The 21,582-nt window shown below is 38.1% G+C and carries 19 protein-coding genes; 2 read left to right on the top strand and 17 right to left on the bottom strand.

The window, feature by feature from the left end:
• Positions 1–2 precede the first annotated feature (2 nt).
• Entirely contained in the window at positions 3–2,045 is a 2,043-nt protein-coding gene (gene pbp2b, locus ACIY19_RS04890; RefSeq protein ID WP_409002829.1) for a penicillin-binding protein PBP2B, read from the bottom strand.
• 256 nt (positions 2,046–2,301) lie between these two features.
• Here pbp2b and ACIY19_RS04895 point away from each other — a divergent pair, with 256 nt between their 5' ends.
• The gene (locus ACIY19_RS04895) at positions 2,302–3,153 is read left to right on the top strand and encodes a MurR/RpiR family transcriptional regulator (protein WP_409002830.1); all 852 of its coding nucleotides are present in this window, start codon (positions 2,302–2,304) and stop codon (positions 3,151–3,153) included.
• A 135-nt stretch (positions 3,154–3,288) separates the two neighbouring features.
• On the opposite strand, the gene ACIY19_RS04900 is transcribed toward ACIY19_RS04895, so the two are convergent.
• From ACIY19_RS04900 to ACIY19_RS04975, 16 genes are all read right to left on the bottom strand, one after another.
• Positions 3,289–4,053, bottom strand: a complete 765-nt coding sequence (locus ACIY19_RS04900) for a class I SAM-dependent methyltransferase (RefSeq protein ID WP_409002831.1) — start codon at positions 4,051–4,053, stop codon at positions 3,289–3,291.
• Positions 4,054–4,437: 384 nt separating this feature from the next.
• Entirely contained in the window at positions 4,438–5,322 is an 885-nt protein-coding gene (locus ACIY19_RS04905) for an ROK family protein (protein WP_409002832.1), read from the bottom strand.
• A gap of 17 nt (positions 5,323–5,339) precedes the next feature.
• Positions 5,340–6,257, bottom strand: coding sequence for a dihydrodipicolinate synthase family protein (locus tag ACIY19_RS04910; protein ID WP_316717370.1), 918 nt, complete (start codon positions 6,255–6,257; stop codon positions 5,340–5,342).
• Positions 6,258–6,428: 171 nt separating this feature from the next.
• Positions 6,429–7,073 carry a YesL family protein gene (locus tag ACIY19_RS04915; RefSeq protein WP_409002833.1) on the bottom strand — a complete coding sequence of 215 codons (645 nt, stop codon included), beginning with the start codon at positions 7,071–7,073 and terminating at the stop codon, positions 6,429–6,431.
• A gap of 20 nt (positions 7,074–7,093) precedes the next feature.
• Positions 7,094–7,546, bottom strand: coding sequence for a YhcH/YjgK/YiaL family protein (locus ACIY19_RS04920; protein ID WP_000575464.1), 453 nt, complete (start codon positions 7,544–7,546; stop codon positions 7,094–7,096).
• Positions 7,547–7,773: 227 nt separating this feature from the next.
• Positions 7,774–8,613, bottom strand: coding sequence for a carbohydrate ABC transporter permease (locus ACIY19_RS04925; protein ID WP_409002834.1), 840 nt, complete (start codon positions 8,611–8,613; stop codon positions 7,774–7,776).
• A 15-nt stretch (positions 8,614–8,628) separates the two neighbouring features.
• Positions 8,629–9,495, bottom strand: coding sequence for a carbohydrate ABC transporter permease (locus tag ACIY19_RS04930; protein WP_409002837.1), 867 nt, complete (start codon positions 9,493–9,495; stop codon positions 8,629–8,631).
• A 252-nt stretch (positions 9,496–9,747) separates the two neighbouring features.
• Complete coding sequence (locus tag ACIY19_RS04935) at positions 9,748–11,076, bottom strand: ABC transporter substrate-binding protein (RefSeq protein ID WP_409002835.1); 1,329 nt, start codon at positions 11,074–11,076, stop codon at positions 9,748–9,750.
• 124 nt (positions 11,077–11,200) lie between these two features.
• Entirely contained in the window at positions 11,201–12,718 is a 1,518-nt protein-coding gene (locus tag ACIY19_RS04940) for a PTS transporter subunit EIIC (RefSeq protein ID WP_000477442.1), read from the bottom strand.
• Between the two features lie 18 nt (positions 12,719–12,736).
• A complete protein-coding gene (locus ACIY19_RS04945; protein WP_001135651.1) occupies positions 12,737–13,435 on the bottom strand; it encodes an N-acetylmannosamine-6-phosphate 2-epimerase in 699 nt (232 codons plus the stop codon).
• Positions 13,436–13,608: 173 nt separating this feature from the next.
• On the bottom strand, positions 13,609–14,712 hold the full coding sequence (locus ACIY19_RS04950) for a Gfo/Idh/MocA family protein (RefSeq protein ID WP_000241719.1): 1,104 nt from the start codon (positions 14,710–14,712) through the stop codon (positions 13,609–13,611).
• 11 nt (positions 14,713–14,723) lie between these two features.
• Positions 14,724–16,817 carry a neuraminidase NanB gene (gene nanB, locus ACIY19_RS04955; RefSeq protein WP_001042141.1) on the bottom strand — a complete coding sequence of 698 codons (2,094 nt, stop codon included), beginning with the start codon at positions 16,815–16,817 and terminating at the stop codon, positions 14,724–14,726.
• 17 nt (positions 16,818–16,834) lie between these two features.
• A complete protein-coding gene (locus ACIY19_RS04960; RefSeq protein ID WP_000730476.1) occupies positions 16,835–17,668 on the bottom strand; it encodes a carbohydrate ABC transporter permease in 834 nt (277 codons plus the stop codon).
• Positions 17,668–18,552: a carbohydrate ABC transporter permease gene (locus ACIY19_RS04965; protein ID WP_000237988.1), complete on the bottom strand. Its 885-nt coding sequence runs from the start codon at positions 18,550–18,552 to the stop codon at positions 17,668–17,670. Before ACIY19_RS04965 ends, ACIY19_RS04960 begins: the two co-directional genes overlap by 1 nt.
• Positions 18,553–18,630: 78 nt before the next feature.
• A complete protein-coding gene (locus ACIY19_RS04970) occupies positions 18,631–19,968 on the bottom strand; it encodes an ABC transporter substrate-binding protein (RefSeq protein WP_000738763.1) in 1,338 nt (445 codons plus the stop codon).
• A gap of 18 nt (positions 19,969–19,986) precedes the next feature.
• Positions 19,987–20,439 carry a YhcH/YjgK/YiaL family protein gene (locus tag ACIY19_RS04975; protein ID WP_000587464.1) on the bottom strand — a complete coding sequence of 151 codons (453 nt, stop codon included), beginning with the start codon at positions 20,437–20,439 and terminating at the stop codon, positions 19,987–19,989.
• A gap of 914 nt (positions 20,440–21,353) precedes the next feature.
• On the opposite strand from ACIY19_RS04975, the gene ACIY19_RS04980 reads away from it, so the two are divergent.
• On the top strand, positions 21,354–21,582 hold a 229-nt coding region (locus ACIY19_RS04980), incomplete at its 3' end, for a hypothetical protein (protein WP_409002836.1).

Raw genomic sequence — 21,582 nt, forward strand, 5'->3', positions numbered from 1 at the left:
TTCTAGTTCATTGGATGGTGTTGGTTGTATAGATTGATAATATCGCGAGCAATTGCTGGCCCAACATTTTTAGTTAAATTGGTATTATGAGGAAAGACTACTGCAACTGCAATTTGAGGATTTTCTGTTGGAGCATAGGCCACAGCATTGGTATTATTAGCATCTTGACTACCAGCTACATAGCTTTCACCTGTACCGGTCTTACCACTGATAGAAACAGTGGCGCCATCTGAAAACGCCCGTCCTGTCGTAAGGGGTCTAGTTCCATGCGATACTTGGTAAAATCCTTGGTGCAAGATTGCCATATCTGATTCAGAAATATTGACCTTGTTGATTTCCTTGGTATCTATTGCTTGGATTAATTCCCCAAGGCCACCCTTATCATTGTTGTCGTATATTCCCTCGACAATATGTGGAGCTAGACGAACACCATTGTTAGCAATAGTCGCCACATACTGAGCTAACTGCATGGGCGTATAGTTATCAAACTGCCCAAAGGCATTGGTGATGTAATTAGCAAAGCTATACTCTTTGGGAACAAGTCCAGTAGATTCATCTGGTAGGTCAATTCCGGTCGCAGCCCCCAAGCCATATTCGCCAAAGGTCGCACGAAGTTTTCCCATAGCTGTTTCCAAATTGCTGGTTCCAACAAACATATTTGGTTGATAGGTCTGGCCCATGATTCCAAGAGCGGTTTGAACCATGTAAGCATTGGATGAATACTCCAAGGCTTCCACAGCTGTAATAGGAAAAGATCCATATGCCAATTTATACCAAGAATAAATTGGAGCTGAACCTTGGAAAACAATAGGCTGATCTGTTAAGGTTTGGTTTCCTGATAAAACACCATTTTCCCAACCTGAGCTGATGGTAGCGGCCTTAACAACCGAACCTGGGATAAAGACATTGGTTACCGTTCCCAAGGAATCAGGAGTCAACTCTCCCGTTTTCAGGTCATGTTTGAGTCCTGACATAGACAAAACAGCACCTGTTTTGGGGTTAAGGGCGACTGCATACACACCCTCAGAATACTTGGCTCCACCATTTCCTAGCTCGGAATTGAAATAACTTTTCAGCAAAGCATCCACGCTATCTTGGAAGGCCAAATCAATGGTCAGTTTGATATTGTTTCCCTTACTACCTTCCTCAATTGTGTCCACGCTTTCCATATTGCCATATTTATCCAGATGGATTTCTTTTACCGAGCGTTTTCCTTGTAAGGTCTCTTCATATTGCTTTTCCAAATAGGAGGTTCCAACACGGTCATTTAGAGAATAGCCCTTTTTAAGATAGGCATCGACTTCCTCTGCTGGAAGACCTGATTTTTCACTTGATACACTACCTACAATTGAAGACAAAGAAGTGTCTAGGACTTTTCTATCCCATGAGGTTGAAATACTGATACCTGGTAATTCCTTGGACGCTGATGCAACGAGAGCAACTTGGGTATCATCTAAGGCATCCGTAGAAATGGTACCCGTCGCAAAATTTTCAACGGCATTGAGCTGACTAAAGAGATAGATTTCCTTTTTCTGGTCATCTGTATAATTGAGTTGACTCGCATCAATACTTTCAACCGCATTATTGTAGAGAGTCGCTTCAGATAAGCGGTTCCCATCTGAATCCAGGCGTTTATCACTTGGCAAGGATTCGACTGTTTTTTTGTAAACGTCCTGGTCCGCCAAGTAGTAGTCTGCAATCTGACGGTCTGTCAAATTAGGGGAGGTTACATTCACATATGTGAGGAGTTTCTTGGCTGTCTCCTTCAATTCAGCTGCTGTCATTTTATTGTTTCGGGTGAAAGAAACAACTTGCTTGACAGTGTTTTCTACCAAGGGTTTCCCTGCTGCATCATAGATTTGCCCACGAGCTGAACTGGTTGTTACCCTTGTCTGGCTGGCTGAAGCCAATTTTGTTTCATAGAAATCTTTATTGAGCACCTGCATATATAACAATCGACCAATAATGGCCATAAACAACAGGATAACAATGGCAAACAGTAAATTAAGCCGAATAGGAATCGAATGACTATTGAATTTTCTCATACAACTAAGACTCTTTTCTAGAAAAATTTCCAATTTTCACCTTTATTTACATATAAAATAATAGAGCAAACAGGTGAAGCTCAGTACTTTTCATTGTACCATATTTTACGGAGAAACTCTTGGAAAAGTCGAAGCATTTTTTGACTTTCAACTGAAAATGCCTTTTTATTTGGTTATCCTAACTTCTATGATATAATGATAGTAATAGTTAGGAAAGCGTTAACCTTTAAGACTTTGACTCATAAAAAGGAGCCTCATGAACAAGCCAGATATCGCAACTATAATCGATCTCCATTTTGAAGAATTAACCGAGCTCGAGCAAGAAATCGCTCGCTATTTTTTACAACCTGAAACGATCCAAGATGATCTTTCTTCTCAGCAAGTCACCCAGAAATTACACATCTCCCAAGCAGCCTTGACCCGCTTTGCCAAAAAGTGTGGTTTTACAGGTTACCGAGAGTTCGTCTTTCAATACCAGCATCAGGCTAGTAAACCGGACACTCATTCGCACAAACACAGTCCTTTGACCAAACGTGTTTTGCGAAGCTACACTATCATGCGAGAACAAACACAGGATTTGATTGACGAAGAACAACTGGAACGCGTCGCCCAATTAATCGATGACGCTGAACGAGTTTACTTCTTTGGGACAGGAAGTTCTGGTCTGATTGCCCGTGAGATGAAACTGCGCTTTATGCGATTAGGTGTTGTCTGTGAAGCTTTGACCGATCAGGATGGCTTTGCTTGGACGACTAGTATCATGGATGAAAACTGTCTGGTACTTGGTTTTTCCCTATCAGGCACTACCCAATCCGTCCTCGATAGTTTGTTGGATGCCGAGGAAATGGGGGCCAAGACCATTCTCTTTACCAGCGCTCCAAACAAAAACAGTCAGGCCTATACCGAAACAGTCCTTGTCGCAAGTCATAGTCAATCTTCTTACATCCAGCGTATTTCCGCTCAACTCCCTATGCTCATTTTAATAGATTTGATTTATGCCTACTTTTTAGAAATCAATCGCGAGAGCAAAGAAAAAATCTTTAACAGCTATTGGGAAAATAAAAAACTCAATGGCTATCGTAGACAAAAACGTGTTAGAAAATCCTAGTTTGGTTCAACCAAACTAGGATTGTTTTGTTTTGAAATGATAATAGGCACCCAACATCACTGCGGTATTTTGGTGATGGGCAAATTCTAATCGTAAAATAAAACGAGCTATTCTTCAGAAGTACGTTCTATAATATCATAGTTTAATGCAAAGTGTAGCTATATAGTCATTTCCATAAGGTGATAATCGATGTCTTCTGTCACACGATTCATAAAAATCGATCATAGCGAGACCATTTTTTAGTTGTCCTCTAATCTGTGTTTCTAAGGTATGGCTAAATTCATATCCATATTCTGGATTGATGGTGATTTTGCCTTCCTCTTCAAGCTCTTTTGAATTAAAAGGGATTGAAAACTTTAAAAGTAACTCCTCATCGGGTTTATCCCATACAATGTCAGCATCGTACATGTATATCCAAGGATTCATAAATCCGACCATTAACAAACCACCCTTTTTCAATACGCGAGAGGCTTCTTTATACATGTTTTCTAAATCTTCTATATATACATTTGAAACTGGATTAAAAATAATATCAAAAGTTTCATTTTCAAATGGAAATGGTTTTGTCATATCGCCTTGAACGGTATTGATTTTTAAACCTTCTCTTTTAGCAACCATCTCATCTCTTTCTAATTGCGATTTAGAAAAATCCATGATGGTGACATCATAACCTTTTGCAGCAAAAACCGGACCCTGCTGGCCACCACCACAAGCTAAACCTAATATCTTTTTTCCCTTGGCTTTTTCAAACCATTCTGTCGGAACTTTTTTCCCCACAGTTAAGGCGACAGAAATTGGATGCTTTCTAGCTTCTTCTAATTCTTCATGTGTCAATGGCTCAGTATAGTCGTTTTTTACATTATTCCATCTATCTTCATTTAATTTTATATAATTACTCATCTTACAATCTCCTCGTAATTTTATATGATTTCGACTTCAGGTGAATAGGTTGCCATTACATTTTTCTCACCTCTACAACTTCTAATTTATCAATTTCTCATCCATCTCATTATATCACTTTTTTCTTCTTGGTTTAGGTTTTAGTATTTAGAAACAAAGTAGAGAGCTTGCACCGTTTTCTAAGGCTATCTTAAAGGGAATCTCCTCTCATATATTTTTCGATGGTAGGAAATCTGCTCCTATCCTACTTTTTTTGTAATTCTCTTTGTCTTTCCGCTAGTTTTCATATACTGGACAGTTTTTCTATCATCAAAAAAAGAATTAAGTAAAACAGTTTTCACTCAAGTAGTGATTCAGTGTTTTTCTTAATTCTATAGTTCCAAACTAGGATTGTTTTGTTTTGAAATGATAATAGGCTCCCAACATCCCTGCTGTATTTTGGTGATGGGCAAATTCTAATCGTGTTTTTTCAGCTAGACTTGGTACCAAGGCCGCCTTCAAGGCTGTGCGGATCTTTGGTTTGAGGATAGCCTCTTGTCCCATGATACCGCCACCGAGAATGACTACTTCTGGATTGGCAACGTAGCAAATATTTGCCAGACCTTTCCCAAGGTAATCTACCATGCGGTCAATACCTGCCATACAGATTTTATTTCCTTCAGTGGCTTCCTTGAAAATGCGTCGGCCATTCCACTGATCAACTGGATCACCGTGAGCTGTTGCTACATACTCAACCAAGGCTGTCGTAGAAGCAAGATCCTGAAAAGCTCCATCCTGCATGTGCATGTAACCAACTTCGCAGGCCGAATTGCTAAATCCATGGAAGACTTTCCCATCCATAATCAAGCAACCACCGATACCGGTTCCAATGGTCAAGCAAAGTGTGACACTCGCTCCCTTGCCTGAACCAGATACTGCCTCAGCAAGACCTGCACAGTTGACATCATTTTCAATCTCACAAGGAATAGCAAAACTCGTCTCAATTTCCTTCTTGAACTGGGTTCCTGCATAGTTGGGAATCTGAGGACCAGCGTAGAAAATCTCACCCTTATCAGGATCGACCATTCCCGCTGAAGAAATGGCAACACCTGCTACTGGGCCTTTTTCTAAATAGCTGGCTACGATATCTTTTGTCTTTTGTAAGATATGAGGTCCACCCTTTTGCGCCTCAGTTGGCATTTCATGGGATTCAACAAGTTGGTCTTCTTGGTCAATCAAGCCATATTTGATGTTGGTTCCACCGATATCAATTGCAACGTAGTGTGTCATAAATACCTCCTTATGGATTAGAGGAAGCGCTCCTTGGTTTCACGAATCAATTGCGCTGCTGCTTCTACAACTGGTCGATCTTCTTCAGTCACTGGTGTCAATGGTGAACGAACTGATCCAATGTTAAGTCCTTCATTGATCTTCAAGACTTCTTTGATGACACCGTACATATTTCCATGTGCAGCAGTCAATTTACCAATGATTGCGTTGATAGCGTATTGCAATTCACGCGCTGTTTCCAAATCTTTCTTAGCAATCAACTCATTAAGTTTCAAGAAGAGTTCTGGCATAGCACCATAAGTACCACCAATACCAGCTTTGGCACCCATGAGGCGACCACCTAGGAATTGTTCATCTGGACCATTAAAGACGATATGGTCTTCTCCACCAAGGCTGACAAAGGTTTGGATATCTTGAACTGGCATAGAAGAGTTCTTAACACCGATAACACGAGGATTCTTCAACATTTCAGTGTAGAGACTTGGAGTCAAAGCAACACCTGCCAATTGAGGAATATTGTAAATCACGTAGTCTGTGTTTGGAGCTGCAGCACTGATATCATTCCAGTATTTGGCAACTGAGTATTCTGGCAAGCGGAAGTAAATCGGTGGAATTGTTGCAATGGCATCTACATCCAAGCTTTCCGCGTGGCGAGCAAGCTCCATACTATCTTTGGTATTGTTGCAGGCAACATGGGCGATGATAGTCAATTTTCCTTTGGCAACTGCCATGACTTCTTCCAAAATCAACTTGCGGTCTGCCACACTTTGGTAGATACATTCACCAGAAGAACCATTGACATAGAGACCTTGAACACCCTTATCAATGAAGTATTGAACCAAGGCACGCGTACGCTCTGGACTGACTTCTCCTTGATCATCATAACATGCGTAGAAGGCTGGAATGACACCTTCGTATTTTTTCAAATCTGACATAGATTTTCTCCTAAGATTTCTTTTTTTCTGCTGAGAGCAGTTCTATTTTTTACAAATTTAGTATACACCTTGTGAAAATCGCTTTCAATATCTTGTATACACTTAGATTTTAGTTTCTACTTGTATTTTAGAAACTGTAACGATTGAAAGTAGTTTCAGAAACAAGCCATCCTACTGGTATTTGGCGAAGATTTTCTCCATCAATCCTGCTTGGAGAAAGACCAGCAAACCAAAACCAAAGAGGATAAAAGCTGACCCACCCAAAAGGAGAGTGAAGGCGGATAGATAAAGAACCATCACTATGAGAAAGAGAATGGCTAACATGAGGAAGAACCAAGGAAAGTTAAAACTTGCCAAGATAAGCCCTTTTTGCAGCACTTCTTTCCAAGACAAATCATAGCGTGCAGCGATGGGATAACTAGCCAACATCACGAGAGTGAGGAAGATGAGAATCCCCAAACAAATAGCTTTCACAAGCTGGAAAGGCAAAGCGGTCTGTCCCCAGAAGAGATAGAGATCTAGAAGGCTTAATGACACAATGCCCAACTCTAGCAAACCTAACTGGAAACCCAGTTTCAGATTTTGCTTGAAAGCTCTCAGATAGGTTCTAAAGACTGGTACCCGTCTGCTTCTCTTAATCTCAAACATGGTTTCATAGAGGCTGATTTTCGCCACTCCAATCGTCACGATGGGCAAACAAGAAACGACAAAAAGAAGATTGACTGTGACGATATCCAAGACCTTCTCACTGAAACGCATGAGAAAATTATCTGTATCAAATGCTGCCTTGATAAGGCTTACTCCTTTTTGTGCCATGTTTGCTCCTCCTGATTCCTTTAATCAATCAAAATTTTAAAGAGATATTTGCGAACCTTTTCTTCCATGCCTGCATAACCATTTGGCTGATGTGGCTCACCTGGGAAGAAAATCGCAAAATTGTGATAACCCAACAAGAGTGGGTAGTGTTCATGACAATGAACAAAGCCAATGTCACTCGCTTCGTCGAATGCTACTGCCTCGTCTTTGATACGTGAACCGTAGCTCGAATATTCATGTCCTTCTACCAGCAAATGCAAATCTGCATAGTTCTTATGGTGTTCAAATTGATTATTCTCAACTTGATTGAGGACATTTTCCTGAACAACTAGAAAGACTTTATCTCCATCAATCTCATACTTTCCTAATTCGAATGAATCTTTACGATGTTGGTAGAGATAGTCGATAGCCTTGTCTAAATTGGGATGAATCCCTTTGTAAAAGGTGATGTTTTTCAAATCGTCAAAAATCATACTCTTTCCTTCGTTTCTGATAGTTAACTAAAACCATTCTTAAGTTGATAAGTGTCTGACAAAACTTCATAAAGTAACTGCATACCCTCCATTTTGTAGACACTTATAACTCTGTATTCTCTTATACTCAATGAAAATCGAAGAACAAACTAGAAAGCTAACCGCAGGCAATACTTAAGTATGGCAAGGTAACGCTAACGTCGTTTAAATTCGATTTTCGCAGAGTATTATCCTTTGACCGCTCCCATAGTAATACCCTGTGTGAAGGATTTTTGGAAGACTAGGAAGACTGTGACGATTGGAACAGCAGCAAGGGCAGCTCCTGCCATAATCAAACCATAGTTGGTTGCCATTTCAGCCTGCATGGTCGCAACCCCAAGTGAGATGGTCAAATTGTTACGTGAAGTCAACATAACCAACTGCATGAAGTAGTCATTCCAAGTATTGATGAAGGTAAAGATTGCAAGGGCTGCAAACCCTGGTTTCACAATCGGGAAGGCTACACTCCAGAAGGTACGAATCTCACCACAACCGTCGATTTTAGCTGATTCAAGCAACTCTGTAGGGATATTTTCACTGAACTGTTTCATGAGGAAGACACCGAATGGCCATCCAATCAAAGGCAAGATAACTGCCCAGAGAGTATCGTGGATTCCCATGAAGTTGACGATACGTACCAATGGTACAAGGACAACTTGTTTTGGAAGCGCCATAGCAGCGATAAAGATAGCAAATAGAATGCGTTGACCATAGAAACGTTTTTTAGCCAATACATAACCTGCTAGAGATGAGGTTGCACAAACTAAGAACATGGTTACCAATGAGATAAATACTGAGTTCCACATCCATTGCAAGGCAGGGTTCTGCACCATGAGTTGTTGGAAGTTTTCCATGGTTGGCATTTTAGGGAACCACTGAGGAGGAATAACAATTGTATCAGGTTGTGATTTGAATGCCCCTGTCAAAATCCAGTAGAATGGAAAGATGAACAGCACAGTCAACAAGAGCAAAATGATTGTTGAAATAACAGTGAAAGCTGTTAAGGGTTTCTTTTGTGTAGGTTGCATAACTGTCTCCTTTCTTTAGTATTCTACGTCGTTTCCGAGGATCTTGAATTGAGCAAAGCTGACAATGGCAATCATCACTGCCAAGAAGACACCGATAGTATTGGCATAGCCGTATTCTGTCAATTGGAAGGCTTTTTCGTAAAGGTAGTACATCAAGGTACTTGTTGAGTAGTTTGGACCACCAGATGTCAAAAGCTGAATCAAGGCGAAACACTGGAATGAGTTAATTGTTGTGATGATTGCAATATAAAGAGTTGTTGGAAGAAGGCTTGGCCATTTAATCTTCCAAAAAACTTGAAACTCAGTTGCACCATCAACACGCGCCGCTTCAACCAGTGAATTGTCAATATTCCCCATGGCAGCGATATAAAGGATGATGGGCTGACCAACTGAAGTGGTCAAGAGAATAATCATAATCGCCATCAATGCCCAGTTTTTATCTCCCAACCAAGAAATGTTTTGGCTGATGATGTGGCTGGACTTAAGGACAAAGTTTAGAATCCCTGATAGTGGGTCATAAATCCATTTCCAAACAACTGTCACGGCAACACTACCCGTTACAACAGGAAGGAAGAAGACGAAACGGTAGAAGGATCTGGCAATGACATTTTGATGATAGGTCTGAGATGCTACAAAGAGTGAGAATAGAACAACAACTGGTACAGATCCAATAACCAAAATAACTGTGTTAATCAGAGATTTTGTAAAGACAGGATCTTTAAACATGCGAATGTAGTTGTCCAAGCCCACAAACTCAAATTTAGTCATGGAGTAGTTAAAGAAACTTGTAATGAAGCCCATCACCATCGGAGCCAAGACAAAGATGACAAAGAAGAATAACACTGGTGCTAGGAAAGCGTAGGAAATCACTGTTTCCCGCATACGGATTTTATTGACTTTCACAGTCGGCACCTCTCTTTCAAATAGAATAATTTTTTGACTTTCTTGAACTGTTTTAAAATCAAAATGAAATTTTTTATGGTTCGCTTATGTAAGAACTTCATTTTAATTTCGTGACAGTTCCTACCATTTCAAACAAAAGCCCCCTTTTCTTACACTATCTGTGTAGAGGGAAAAGGGGGTATACACTCTTAGGTTCTTTAAAAAATTACTTTTTCATAGAATAACTAAGGACTATTGTTTCATAGCTTTTTTGATTGTTTCGTTTGCTTTTTCAGTGAAGGCTTTCAAAGCATCCGCTGGTTTTTCGTCACCATTTGATACAGATTGCAACATTGGGAACCAAAGTGTTCTCATTTCAGCAAATCCATCAATAGTGTTGTAGTATGGTGAGTAGTATTGAGTCCAGCCACTGATTGTTTCCATGCGTTTGTCTTCATAAAGTTTTCCAAATGAAGTACGGACTGGGAAAGCACCTGTACGAACTACGTCTTTAGGTCCCCACTCCTTGTCATCTGCGATAAACTGGATGAATTTCTTAGATGCAGCGACTTTCTTGTCGTCTTTATTGTTGAATACTGCAAACCCGTTTACAAGATATTCAAGAGCTGGCTTACCTTCGTCTGATGGGAATGGTACTTCTACCACTTCTACCTTACTTGCTTCTAAAAGTTTAGCTTGGATACCATTTTGAGCTGGTGCCCAAAGGATTGTGTAAGATGTTTGACCGTTGGCAAAGTTTTGGATATCTGCCCCACCGTCAAATTGTGAACCATTGTTCAACAAACCGTCTTTAATCCAGCTAGTTGCTTTTTCAAGACCTTTGACGAATTTAGGATCATCAGTTGTATATTTGCTAACTTTTTCATCTGTTACAGAACCGCTATAAAGGTTAGAGATAAAGGCACGTGTTCCTTGGTCTCCCCCTTGACCAGAACTGAACAATGAACCTGGTGTGTAACCCTTGTCTTTAAGTGCTTTCAATACTTTTTCAAAATCATCAGTTGTCCAACCTTCTTTTACAAGGTTTGCTACTCCAGCATCTTCTAACATTTTCTTGTTCATTGCCATGTAGAATGGGGCAGAACTAATCGGATACATATAAGCCTTGTCTCCAGCTTTACTTGCTTGTACGATGTTTTCATTGTTGACATCTTTAACAAATTCATCTGTGAAGAGGTCGTTCAACTCAGCCAATTTACCATTTTTACCGTATTGGATGATACGTCCTGGTGCATCAAAGAGTACGTCTGGAGCTGTTCCTGCTTCGATGGCTGTTGTGATTTTTTCAGGACCTGACTTGAAGTCGATGGTTTCCAATTTCACTTTTATATCTGGGTTTGCTTTTTCAAACGCTTCGATGATTGATTTTTCATAAGTTCCAACACCGTCACCAGTTTTTTCTTGGGTAAATACTGGGAATGCCCACCAAGTGATTTCTGTTTTGGCACCGTCACCACCTGATTTGGCAGCATCTTTACTTCCGCCAGAATTGCCACAAGCAGCAAGACCAAGAACCGCAGCACCCGCAAGTACTGTACAAGCTAATTTTCTAAATTTCATTTGTATTCTCCTATGTAATAAGCGTATCCAACTTGGATAATGAGTTCTTTATTTCTTGTATGCGATTTCATTTCATCCTACTCATCCATCACTCTCCTCTGTTTTTTATTAAGTCAGTAAGTACTTAATCATCTACACCTAAAATTTCATTAATACTATTTTTATATAAGATTGCTTTTGCTCCATAGATTGCTTGAATGCCACCCTTCACTTCTAAGACATCAACTGCACCAATTTGTTTTAAAAGTGCTTTATCAACTTGATTAACTTCTTTTACAGCTACACGTAAACGTGTCACACAAGCATCTACATCTTCTATATTATTTGATCCACCCAACGCTCTGATAATTTGTAGGCTATCCTGTTTTAAATAATCTGCAGTATTTGAAGTTGAATCTGCGGATTCAGAAATTTCTTTAGAATCTACTTCTTCTCCTCGTCCTGGCGTTAGAACGTTGAATTGAGTAATGAACCATCTAAAAATAATATAATACAAAACACTCCAAATAAGTCCAATTGGAATCTGAAGAACCCAATTCGTCTTAGCGTTCCCCTGCAAAATTCCAAATAAAGTGAAATCGATTACACCTCCTGAAAATGTGTTTCCTATTGAAATATTTAAGACGTCTGCAATAAAGAAGCTAACACCATCAAGGAATGCGTGAACAACATATAGAACCGGACTGACGAATAGAAACATAAATTCAATTGGTTCTGTAATACCGGTAATAAAAGATGTTAAAGCAACTCCAAAAAACAAACCCGCGTATTTTTTACGACGATTTTTAGGAACACTATGGTACATCGCTAAACAGGCAGCCGGTAAACCGAACATCATTGTTGAGAAACGACCTGCAAAAAACCTTGTTCCTTCTGTAAATAATCCAGAATGGGCCGGATCGGCTAATTGAGCAAAAAATATTTTTTGAGCTCCAACCACTGTTTGTCCTGCAATAGTTTCAACACCACCAAGTTCAGTATACCAAAACATAGGGTAAATTATATGATGTAAGCCTACTGCTCCAGAAAGTCTCATTAAAAATCCATATAGAAAAGTTCCAATTGGACCCGCCTGAGAAATATATCCACCTGTAGAAACAAGAAGTTGTTGGAAAGGTGGCCAAATAACAAAGAAGACAAAGCCAATCAAGATAGAAGAGAACGATGTAACAATAGGAACGAAGCGTGAACCTCCAAAGAATCCTAAAGCGGAAGGTAATTGAATATTGTTATATCGGTTGTGCAAATATACGGCAACTATTCCGACAACTAATGCTCCAATAACTCCAGTATCAATTGCAGATCCTTCTGCCATAAAAAGTTTTACCAAAGCTTTGATCGTTGCAGTCATAACTAAGTAACCAGTTACTCCTGCTAACGCAGCGGTTCCTTTATCTCGTTTCGCTAAGCCAATACATAATCCCACACAGAGAAGTAGTGACAAATTACTGAATACAACCTCTCCTGCAGAGCTCATTACTTGGAATATTGATTGAAAAATACTATTGTCTAGTATTGGATAAGTTGCTATCGTGGTTGGGTTTGAAAGTGCACCACCAATCCCCAAAAGTAGACCTGCTGCAGGAAGTATAGCTATAGGTAACATAAAAGCTTTTCCAACTTTTTGTAAAACTTTAAACATAAAACTCCCCCTCACATCTTATTTAAGACTAGCAACGAAGCGTTCTGTAATCTCTTTTGGTCTAGTAATGGCGCCACCAACAACGATGCCTCGCACTCCATATTCAAGGATTTGTTTGGCTTGTTCTGGTGTATGAATTTTTCCTTCTGCAATGACATCTACACCGGCATCACAGAGTTTCTTAATCAATTCAAAATCTGGACCGTCTACTTTTGGACTGTAGGATGTGTAGCCTGATAAGGTTGTTCCGACAAAGTCAATTCCTGCTTCTACAGCTGCTAGCCCTTCTTCGAAGATACTAGTATCAGCCATCAAAAGCTGATTAGGATATTTCTCCTTAACCTGACGAATGAACTCTTGAATTTCCAAACCATCGTAGCGTTCACGCTTGGTACAATCCAGAGCAATCACCTCGATGTCCAGTTCTGCCAATTCATCAACTTCTTTCATAGTAGCCGTGATGAAGGGTTCCTGAGGTGGATAATCACGTTTGATAATCCCAATGATTGGAAGTTTAGTGACTTCCTTAATTTCCTTGATATCGCGAACACTGTTTGCTCGGATACCGACTGCTCCACCTTGCTCAGCCGCTTTGACCAGCAAGGGAATCACCCCTCCCGCTTCTGTATAAAGCGGTTCATGAGGAAGAGCCTGACAAGAAACGATGATTCCATCTTTGATTTGCTCAATCAAGGCTTCTTTGCTAATCTGTGGCATCCTCTTTCCTCCTTTTCTTTATTTCTATGAGATTATTATACCTTAAAATTAAAACGCTTTCAATAGTTTGTAGTATAATAGATTTCAGTTTCAAAAACTAGCAAAGTCAAACAGCTCCTCTAAAAGTACTTTCAGAGGAGCAAGTCGACCTATAAATAGGAGAATACCAAAATTTATTTTACAATTTCTGACAATTTTACTTTGCGATCTTCAAACATAGACTGGGTACAAGCATCTGCAGTAGCAATTGCTTCTAGGGCAGCTTCACCTGTCAAAAGTTTTGCAAATTCTTCTGATACTGGAGCTCCTTCCATAATCTCATGCAGATAGCGCATTTCTTTATCAATGACAGATGATAGCCATAATGGAGTACGTTTACCTGGTTTACCATAAGCAATTGCTCCATCCATCTCTGTACTATGATAGATACGAGTCCGATCATCATCTTCTTCTTGCGATTCGTGAATCAAGAAATAGCTTTCTTGCCCATCTAGCTTAAGAGTTCCTTTACAGTTGAATAAGTCTAAGCGGATGGCACCTTTGCTTCCTTGGATTAAGACATAATGTTCACCCCAACGATAAGCTGAACCCCATTCTAACAAGGCAAAACGCTTATTAGAAAATTCCATATTGACAAAAATCATATCATCTTCATCACCGAAATGTTCACCTTCATGGGCCACATTTCCACCTGTCATGGTTACAGTTTCAGGCATGCCCCCCATAAGGAATTGAACGCAATCCAATTCATGGATGTGGTGATACAAGTGACCACCTGATTTTTCACGAATTTTTTTCCATGATACTGACGGTTGTTGTTCTTCCCAACCATTACGAGCTGTATGACAATATAGAACGTCTCCGATAACTCCTTGATTAATGAGTTCTTTTGCATGATGAACACCATTAAAGAAATTCATAATATGTCCTGCCATAAAGGTTACATTGTTTTCTTTACACGCATCTACCATCTCGCGACAATCTTGATAAGAAAGCGCAATTGGTTTTTCACAGAAAACATTTTTACCATGCTGTGCAGCCTTAATAACCGGTTCCTTATGAAGATTATTTGGAGTTGCGACGATAACACAATCTACTTCATCGCTAGAAACCAACTCATCTAAGGAACTTGCTACTTTTGCTCCCAATTCTTCTGCAATCGCCTCTGCATTATCTGGATCATAGAGAAGAGTAATCTCTGCTCCATCATTCTTTTGCATATAGCGAGCCAATTCAGCTCCAAAATACCCTGCTCCAACAACACCGTATTTAACCATGTTTTTCTCCTTTATTTTGTTAAATCATTAATTTCCAAATCTATATACTGAACTACATTGCTTAAATGCAATTCATTTCTCGACCACGAATCATATTTTTCAAACAGTACACCTATGTGATGATTTGGCAATTCTGTAATCGCAGAATAGGCATAACCATACGAAGGCAAATCAATATCATAGTGGTATCTCCAATCAATACTATCATCTTCTTTATTGACCAAACCGACAACTAATTGGCCTCCCTTACGGCCACTTCTAGAATTTGGTGTACTCAAAATGACTGCTTCTTTTCCATCAATTAATTGAGAGTATTTAATTGCAGATACTTGTGTGCCATATGAAGTTTGTTGAATTCCATCAATATACGAAACTTTCGACCATGTTTCTCCAGAATCTCTACTAGTCATATAAGCTATCTTACCTGTAGTGGTTCTAAAGAATGTTCTAATCACACCATCTCTCAGTTCAACCATTTGTGCTTCTGCTGTTGCATTTTTAAACGGAATTGAAGCTGAGGATTTCTTCCATGTTTGACCACTATCATCCGAAATGAGATAGGTTAGTTCTCCACTAGTATATGTTGCAAAAATCAATCTGTTACTTGATTTTAATGCTAAACCTTGTCCGGGACATAAGTAAGTTCCATTATGTTTTTCTCCTAAGAACGGAGGCAACAACTTAAATTGTTCCCAACTCTCTCCTCTATTCTGACTAGTTGTCATTGCTATATAATTAGTAGGAGTCACTTTAAATAACGAATCTTTGTAGAAAACATTCATAGGGACCTGTTTTCCATTATGTTTTTCTCTTAAAGAGCCACTATCAAAATCAACCGAATATTGTTCGACTGTTAAAGACTTTCCTCCCTCCAAAACTTCATACTTATCATTTATAGTATAATTTGTAGGTTTATTAGTTGTTTCATCATAAACGACACCATTTTCTCTAACTGTATAACGGAAATCGTTATCTCCATTCTTCTTTAGTTTTAAATAATAATGACCATTTATTTCTTTAAAACCTGAGTCGGCTTTGTTTGCATTATTATTTCCAATACCCGCAGGCATAACATCAGCTAGTAATATCGTTTTCCCAGATTTTTTATCTTCAACAATGGATGAATCTATGAATGAAGCACTTCCACTAATTTGACTATTCTTTAATTTATTATCTCGTGGCCAGTAAACTAACTGCTCCTCATAGTCATTAAACTTCATAGCAAAAATTGGCTCACTCCACGTTTTCCCATTATCATCACTATAAGAAGTGGCAATATTAATCTTACTTTTAGAATCATGAGTCCCACCATAACGTGCATCAATACTTGATAGAACTCTTCCACTACTTAATGTATATAGTGTCGGTATTCTAAAATAGTTAGCTTGAGTAGAATCTCCTGATTGGAAAATTAACTGAAATGGATTTGACAAGGGAATATTTGAAACTTCCTGATCACTAATTGCTTTGTTAAATAGACTGATTTCATCAATACTTCCTTTTGCGAGGTAATGTTCCTTGCCTTCACGATTAACAGCTCCTAGTGTTGCCTTATCTATACCATTTATATTTGAAATTGGCAAAAATGTATTAACTGTTTCAGAGAACACTTCTATTCCATTAACATACATTGTGTATGTTTTATCTTTAGAATCAGATACAAATACTAGTGTATTTTCAACTGCCTGTCCTTTATGCTTTCCCCATAATGAAGCTGGTCTAGAAAATAAATAATTTATTCCCTTTTGGGCGTCTCTTATTTCTACACCTATCTCACCAGAATCTCTCATGAAAATTGAAAAGTAATTATTTTTAAAGCCTGCTTTACTATTAGATAGGCCAAACAAAGCTTGAAGAGAGTTTGGTTTATCTGCTTTAAATTTCATTACTACTGTCTGACTCTCTCCAGACAATTTATCTAATAACAAAGGGCTGATATCTATACTCTTATTGTTCAGTTGATATGAACCTCCTTGAAAAATAGGAGATATGAACAGTTGACCATAGTTTAATTCATTCGCATGAATCAAAGTGGGGACTCCCATTAAAAGACTAATGCCTACAACAGAAATTCCTAGTTTTGAATAAAGACCTCTTTTATTCATTTTTTTCCTTCTTTCGTCTACTTCACAGATCCTTCTGATAATCCACTTGCAATCTTATTTTGGATGATAGAGAAGAAAATAATTGATGGAAGAACTACAATAACAGACGCTGCCATCATATCTCCCCAGTCTAGTATTTCTGAACCATTAAGTGAACGAAGGGCTACTGCTACTGTCATCTTTCCTGTATTGTTAATCAAAATCAAGGCATACAGGAATTCATTCCAAGCATTGATAAATGTATAAATAGCTGTTGCTACAATACCTGGTGCTACAATCGGTAGCACAACTTTATAAAACGTAACAAATTTATTTGCACCATCAATTCTAGCCGCTTCTTCAATTCCAATTGGAACTGTTTGGAAAAATCCAACTAAGAGCCAAACTGCATATGGAACACTAAAAGATAGATAAACCATCATCAAGCCAAATAAACTATTTGTTAACCCAACTTTAGCAATGGCAATTGAATAGGGAATTGCTAACAAAATTGGTGGGAAAATGTAGGTAATGACGAGTAGTCTCGACATGATTGCTCCCAATTTAGGAAAGAATCGAACAATACCATAGGCTGCCATAGCAGAAATAATAATCGCAATAAGGGTTGTAGCCAAGGCAATGATTAAACTGTTTCGAATGTTATCAATGAAGTGCAAATCGTTGATAACATGAGTGAAATAATCTAATGTAAACTGTTCAGGCCAAAATCGTGTTGGATACTGAGTTAATTCCCCTTTCCCTTTGACAGAAGATATGATAATCCATACCAATGGGAAAACTGCAACGATGGTCGCACCAACTAAAAGTACATGTGAGAGAATATCTAAATAAATACTGGATTTCTTCTTCATTATTTTCTACCCTCCTTTTCCCACTTACTGATGATAGCAAAGTAGATAAAGCAAATCGCCACCAAGAAGATAAAGAGCAGTACTGTAACTGCTGAAGCACGACCCAACAATTTAGTTCCCCAGCCCAGGTTGTAAGCAAAAATTGGAAGCGTCGTTGTAGCATTGGCTGGTCCACCACCAGTAATGAGGTAGATAATGTCAAAGTTATTAAAGATCCATACAGTTCTCAAAACAACTAGAAGTCCTACAACCACTTTAATATGTGGAAAGACGATAAACTTGAACACCTGCCAACTTGAAGCACCATCTATCTTAGCAGCCTCAAATTGTTCTTCTGGTACTGTTTGCAAAGCTGAAAGCACATTAACCATAATCATTGGTGCTCCAAACCAAATGTTGATAAACACCAAACATAGGAATGCCCATGTACTATCTGTCAAAAATGCAGGTGTATGTTCCATTAAACCTAATTTTACGATTAGATTAGGTAAGTAGCCATAAACCCCGTTTAGAATCCACTGCCAAGAGAAGGCAATAACGATGGTAGGAAATGCCCAAGGAACAATCAATAAGGTCCTATATAATTTCTTGAAGTGGCGTACTCTGTGAAGAGCTAAAGCCAATACAAACCCTACTAAAACTTGACCAACTAATGAGAAAACGGTCCACTTAATTGAATTAAAGAACGCATTAAAGAAGTTGGGATCTGATAGCACAGCTTTATAGTTAGCCAAACCAACAAATTTATAATTAGGCATAATCAAATGCTTATTGGTAAAGCTATAAAAAATACTCGAGAAAAACGGATAAACAAAGAGTAATCCTACGATAATCATAGCTGGCAAAACAAATATCCAGCGAGTTAAATTACGTTCTTTAACCATTCTCCTTCTCCCTTCTTTTACAAAATTGGGCTAGAGCTTTTCAGATCACTAGCCCACCTATTTTCTAGTCTTTTACATCTACTGAACAGCCTCAAATAAATCGTTTAATTGTTTTTCTGCTTCTTTTGCTGCTTTCATAGGATCTGTTCCATTTGTAATGATATCTTGGAACATTTGTTCAATAATGTGTTGGTTAGTCAACATACCAGCTTGTACACTTGGTCCATTTTCATAACCAATAGCAGTACCTTTTTTAACAGCTTCAGTAATTACTTCTTCAGCATGTTTAAACTTCTTACGAGTTTCATTTTCTTTATAGGCTGCAGAATCGCTAATCCCCTTAATAGTTGGCAACATACCTACTGGAGTTGAATCAAGGAATTTAACGTAGTCTTCTTCATTATAAAGTGCTTCTAAGAATGCTTTAGCAACTTCTGGATGTTTTGAATTTTTCCAAACAACCATTGGAATGTTTGAGGTTTCAATTCCTTGGTCTTTATCAGACTCTTTGATTTTTGGAATAGGATAAGCATCAATCGAATCAATCAATTGAGGACTGTTGGCATTAATTCCTCCGATATGGAAGCCAGAGTTAAAGTCAAATGCTGTTTTTCCTTGATAGAACAAGGTAGCTTGTTGAAGGACATTAAAATTCAAAGAATCTTGAGGTGAGATTTCTTTATACAATTTAACCCAGTATTTAATACCATCTTGAGCAAGTTGGCTTGTCAAGTCTGCTTTAAGATCTTTTGTTAAGAGGCTTCCTCCACCACTACGTACGTAGAAGTTCAAGAAACGTGTTGCCATTAAGTCATTTGTTCCAAACGGAACAGACAAGCCATAAACTCCAGCTTCTTTCAATTTTTTAGAAGCTTCATAGAGTTGATCCCAAGTTTTAGGAACCTCAATATTATGTTCTTTTAACAAATCTGTTCTAACCCACATGACTTGTGCATGTGAATAAAGAGGAACAGAGTAGTAATCATCTCCGATTTTTGCTTCATTTAAGGCAGTTTCGTTAAATTTATCTTGTCCAATACGCTTGATAGAATCATTTAGCGGAACCAAAGCATCTGAGTTGACCATTTCCATTACTTGGTTAGGAAGAGCTGTACTGATATCTGGCACATTTCCATTTGCTAAACCTGTAGTCCATTTAGTATAGAAGTCATTCCAAGAAAATGTTTCAATCTTGATTTTCGTTTTTGGATGCTTTTGCATGAAAGCATCTGCTGATTTTTGAATACTTTCTAAACGGGGTCCTTGAGTAAAGGAGTGCCACATTGTAATTTCACCAGATAATTCTGTTGGTGGTTCAGTACTAGTTGTAGCTTCTTTTTTTCCTGAACAAGCTACCAAGGCAACAGCCGCTAGCGCAATTCCAGCTAGACATAAAAACTTTCTCATTTTTTTCATCGTTCTTCTCTTTCTACATTAAGAAATCGCAACTTTAAAGACAACTTTTTTCACAGGTTCATCATTTATACGAACCTTGGGTTGATGTAAATCTTCTGGAAAAGTGATGAGGCATTCACCAGCTCTCAAATGAACCAACTGTTCCACTTTCCCTGTGTATAATTCAATATCTTTCTCTTCATCATATTCTTGGGTAACGCTTACATTTTCCGGCGATGTAACAGCCATGGCTTCTTCGTTTTCCAAAACTAAATGAATATCCAAATATTTTTGGTGTGTTTCAAAGAAAGCCCCTGCTTGACCATCTGCTAGATAAATAAAGCAATTCCCAAACAATCGATTACCATCGATAGCAATCGAACCTTCTGTTAAATTTTCTAGTCCTGTTTTTTCTAGAAAATCTATTAATGTTGCAAAATGTGGATTGACTCCCACATAAGTTCCTAAACGGCTAATTTTTGTAATAATCATCTCTTCTAACCTCCTTTCTCAATCTATTTCTCCTATCCAAGTTCCCCATTCTTCTGTCTAGCATTTTCTACTAGAAGGACATAAAAACACTACTCTCTAGCCTATACTCTTTGAAAATCTCTTCAAACCACAGTCGCTTCACCTTGGATTATATACGTCAGTCTTATCTACAACCTCAAAGCGGTGTTTTGGGCAATCTGCTACTAGCTTGCTAGTTTCTTCTTTGATTTTCATTCAGTATCTCCTCAATCTTCACAAGGAGGTCTGATTTTTCTAGCGACAAACAGAATAAATAAGTTAGTTCAATTAGCTACCTTCCTTATAGATGAAATTGATATTCATGAAGGAAGTCGCCCTTTATTTTTTGCAAAAGATACTAGTATGAATCTATTTGGGGACTTGAATTTATAAGCTGCTCACTTCGTTTTTCTAAAATAATTCTAATCTATTATTCTAGCACTAATAGACTCTTTGGCTAAATCTCCTTTCTACATCTCGTTTCACCAAAAACTTTTAAGAGAGAAATACTCTATATTTCATTCTCTAAATTAGTTTTGTTACCGTTTTCAATTAGAGTATACTTTTTTTTTTTAGTATTTCAAGTCTTTTTCTAATTTGGAATTTAGTTTCAAATCTTTTTTAACTATATCAAGTATATTAAAAGTACTTTCAAAAATAATCAAATTCTTACAATACTTGTTTCGAGTGGACAAGATAAGAAAACAAGAAAGTCAATTTTAGGAGAAGACAAGGTTAATAGTCGCATAATATATTGAATCTATAACAGTACACCTTGACTGCTAAAATAATTCTATAAATTAATTTGACTTTCCTGATAGAGTTGTTCACAACAACTTATGAAGATACGCTATGATACAATCATTTACAATATGCACTAAAATCAAGTGAAAATAATGATCATATACAAGATTTTTACGTGGACTAACGATATTTTACAGCATTTTTGCCCCTTTTTTGCCCCTTTTTGCAAACAAAAAAACCGCAAGCCTGAGCCTGCGGTTAAACAATTAGAACAATATTTTAGAAATTTTCCTTTCTATTTTTTAAAAAATTATTTAGTGGTAACAATTAGTCCATCAGGTAATACATCAAATGCTGGTTTGTCTGAACGACTGCCATCTT

Origin of the sequence: Streptococcus sp. ST14, assembly GCF_046098195.1 — a bacterium.
In the GTDB taxonomy this organism is placed as follows: domain Bacteria; phylum Bacillota; class Bacilli; order Lactobacillales; family Streptococcaceae; genus Streptococcus.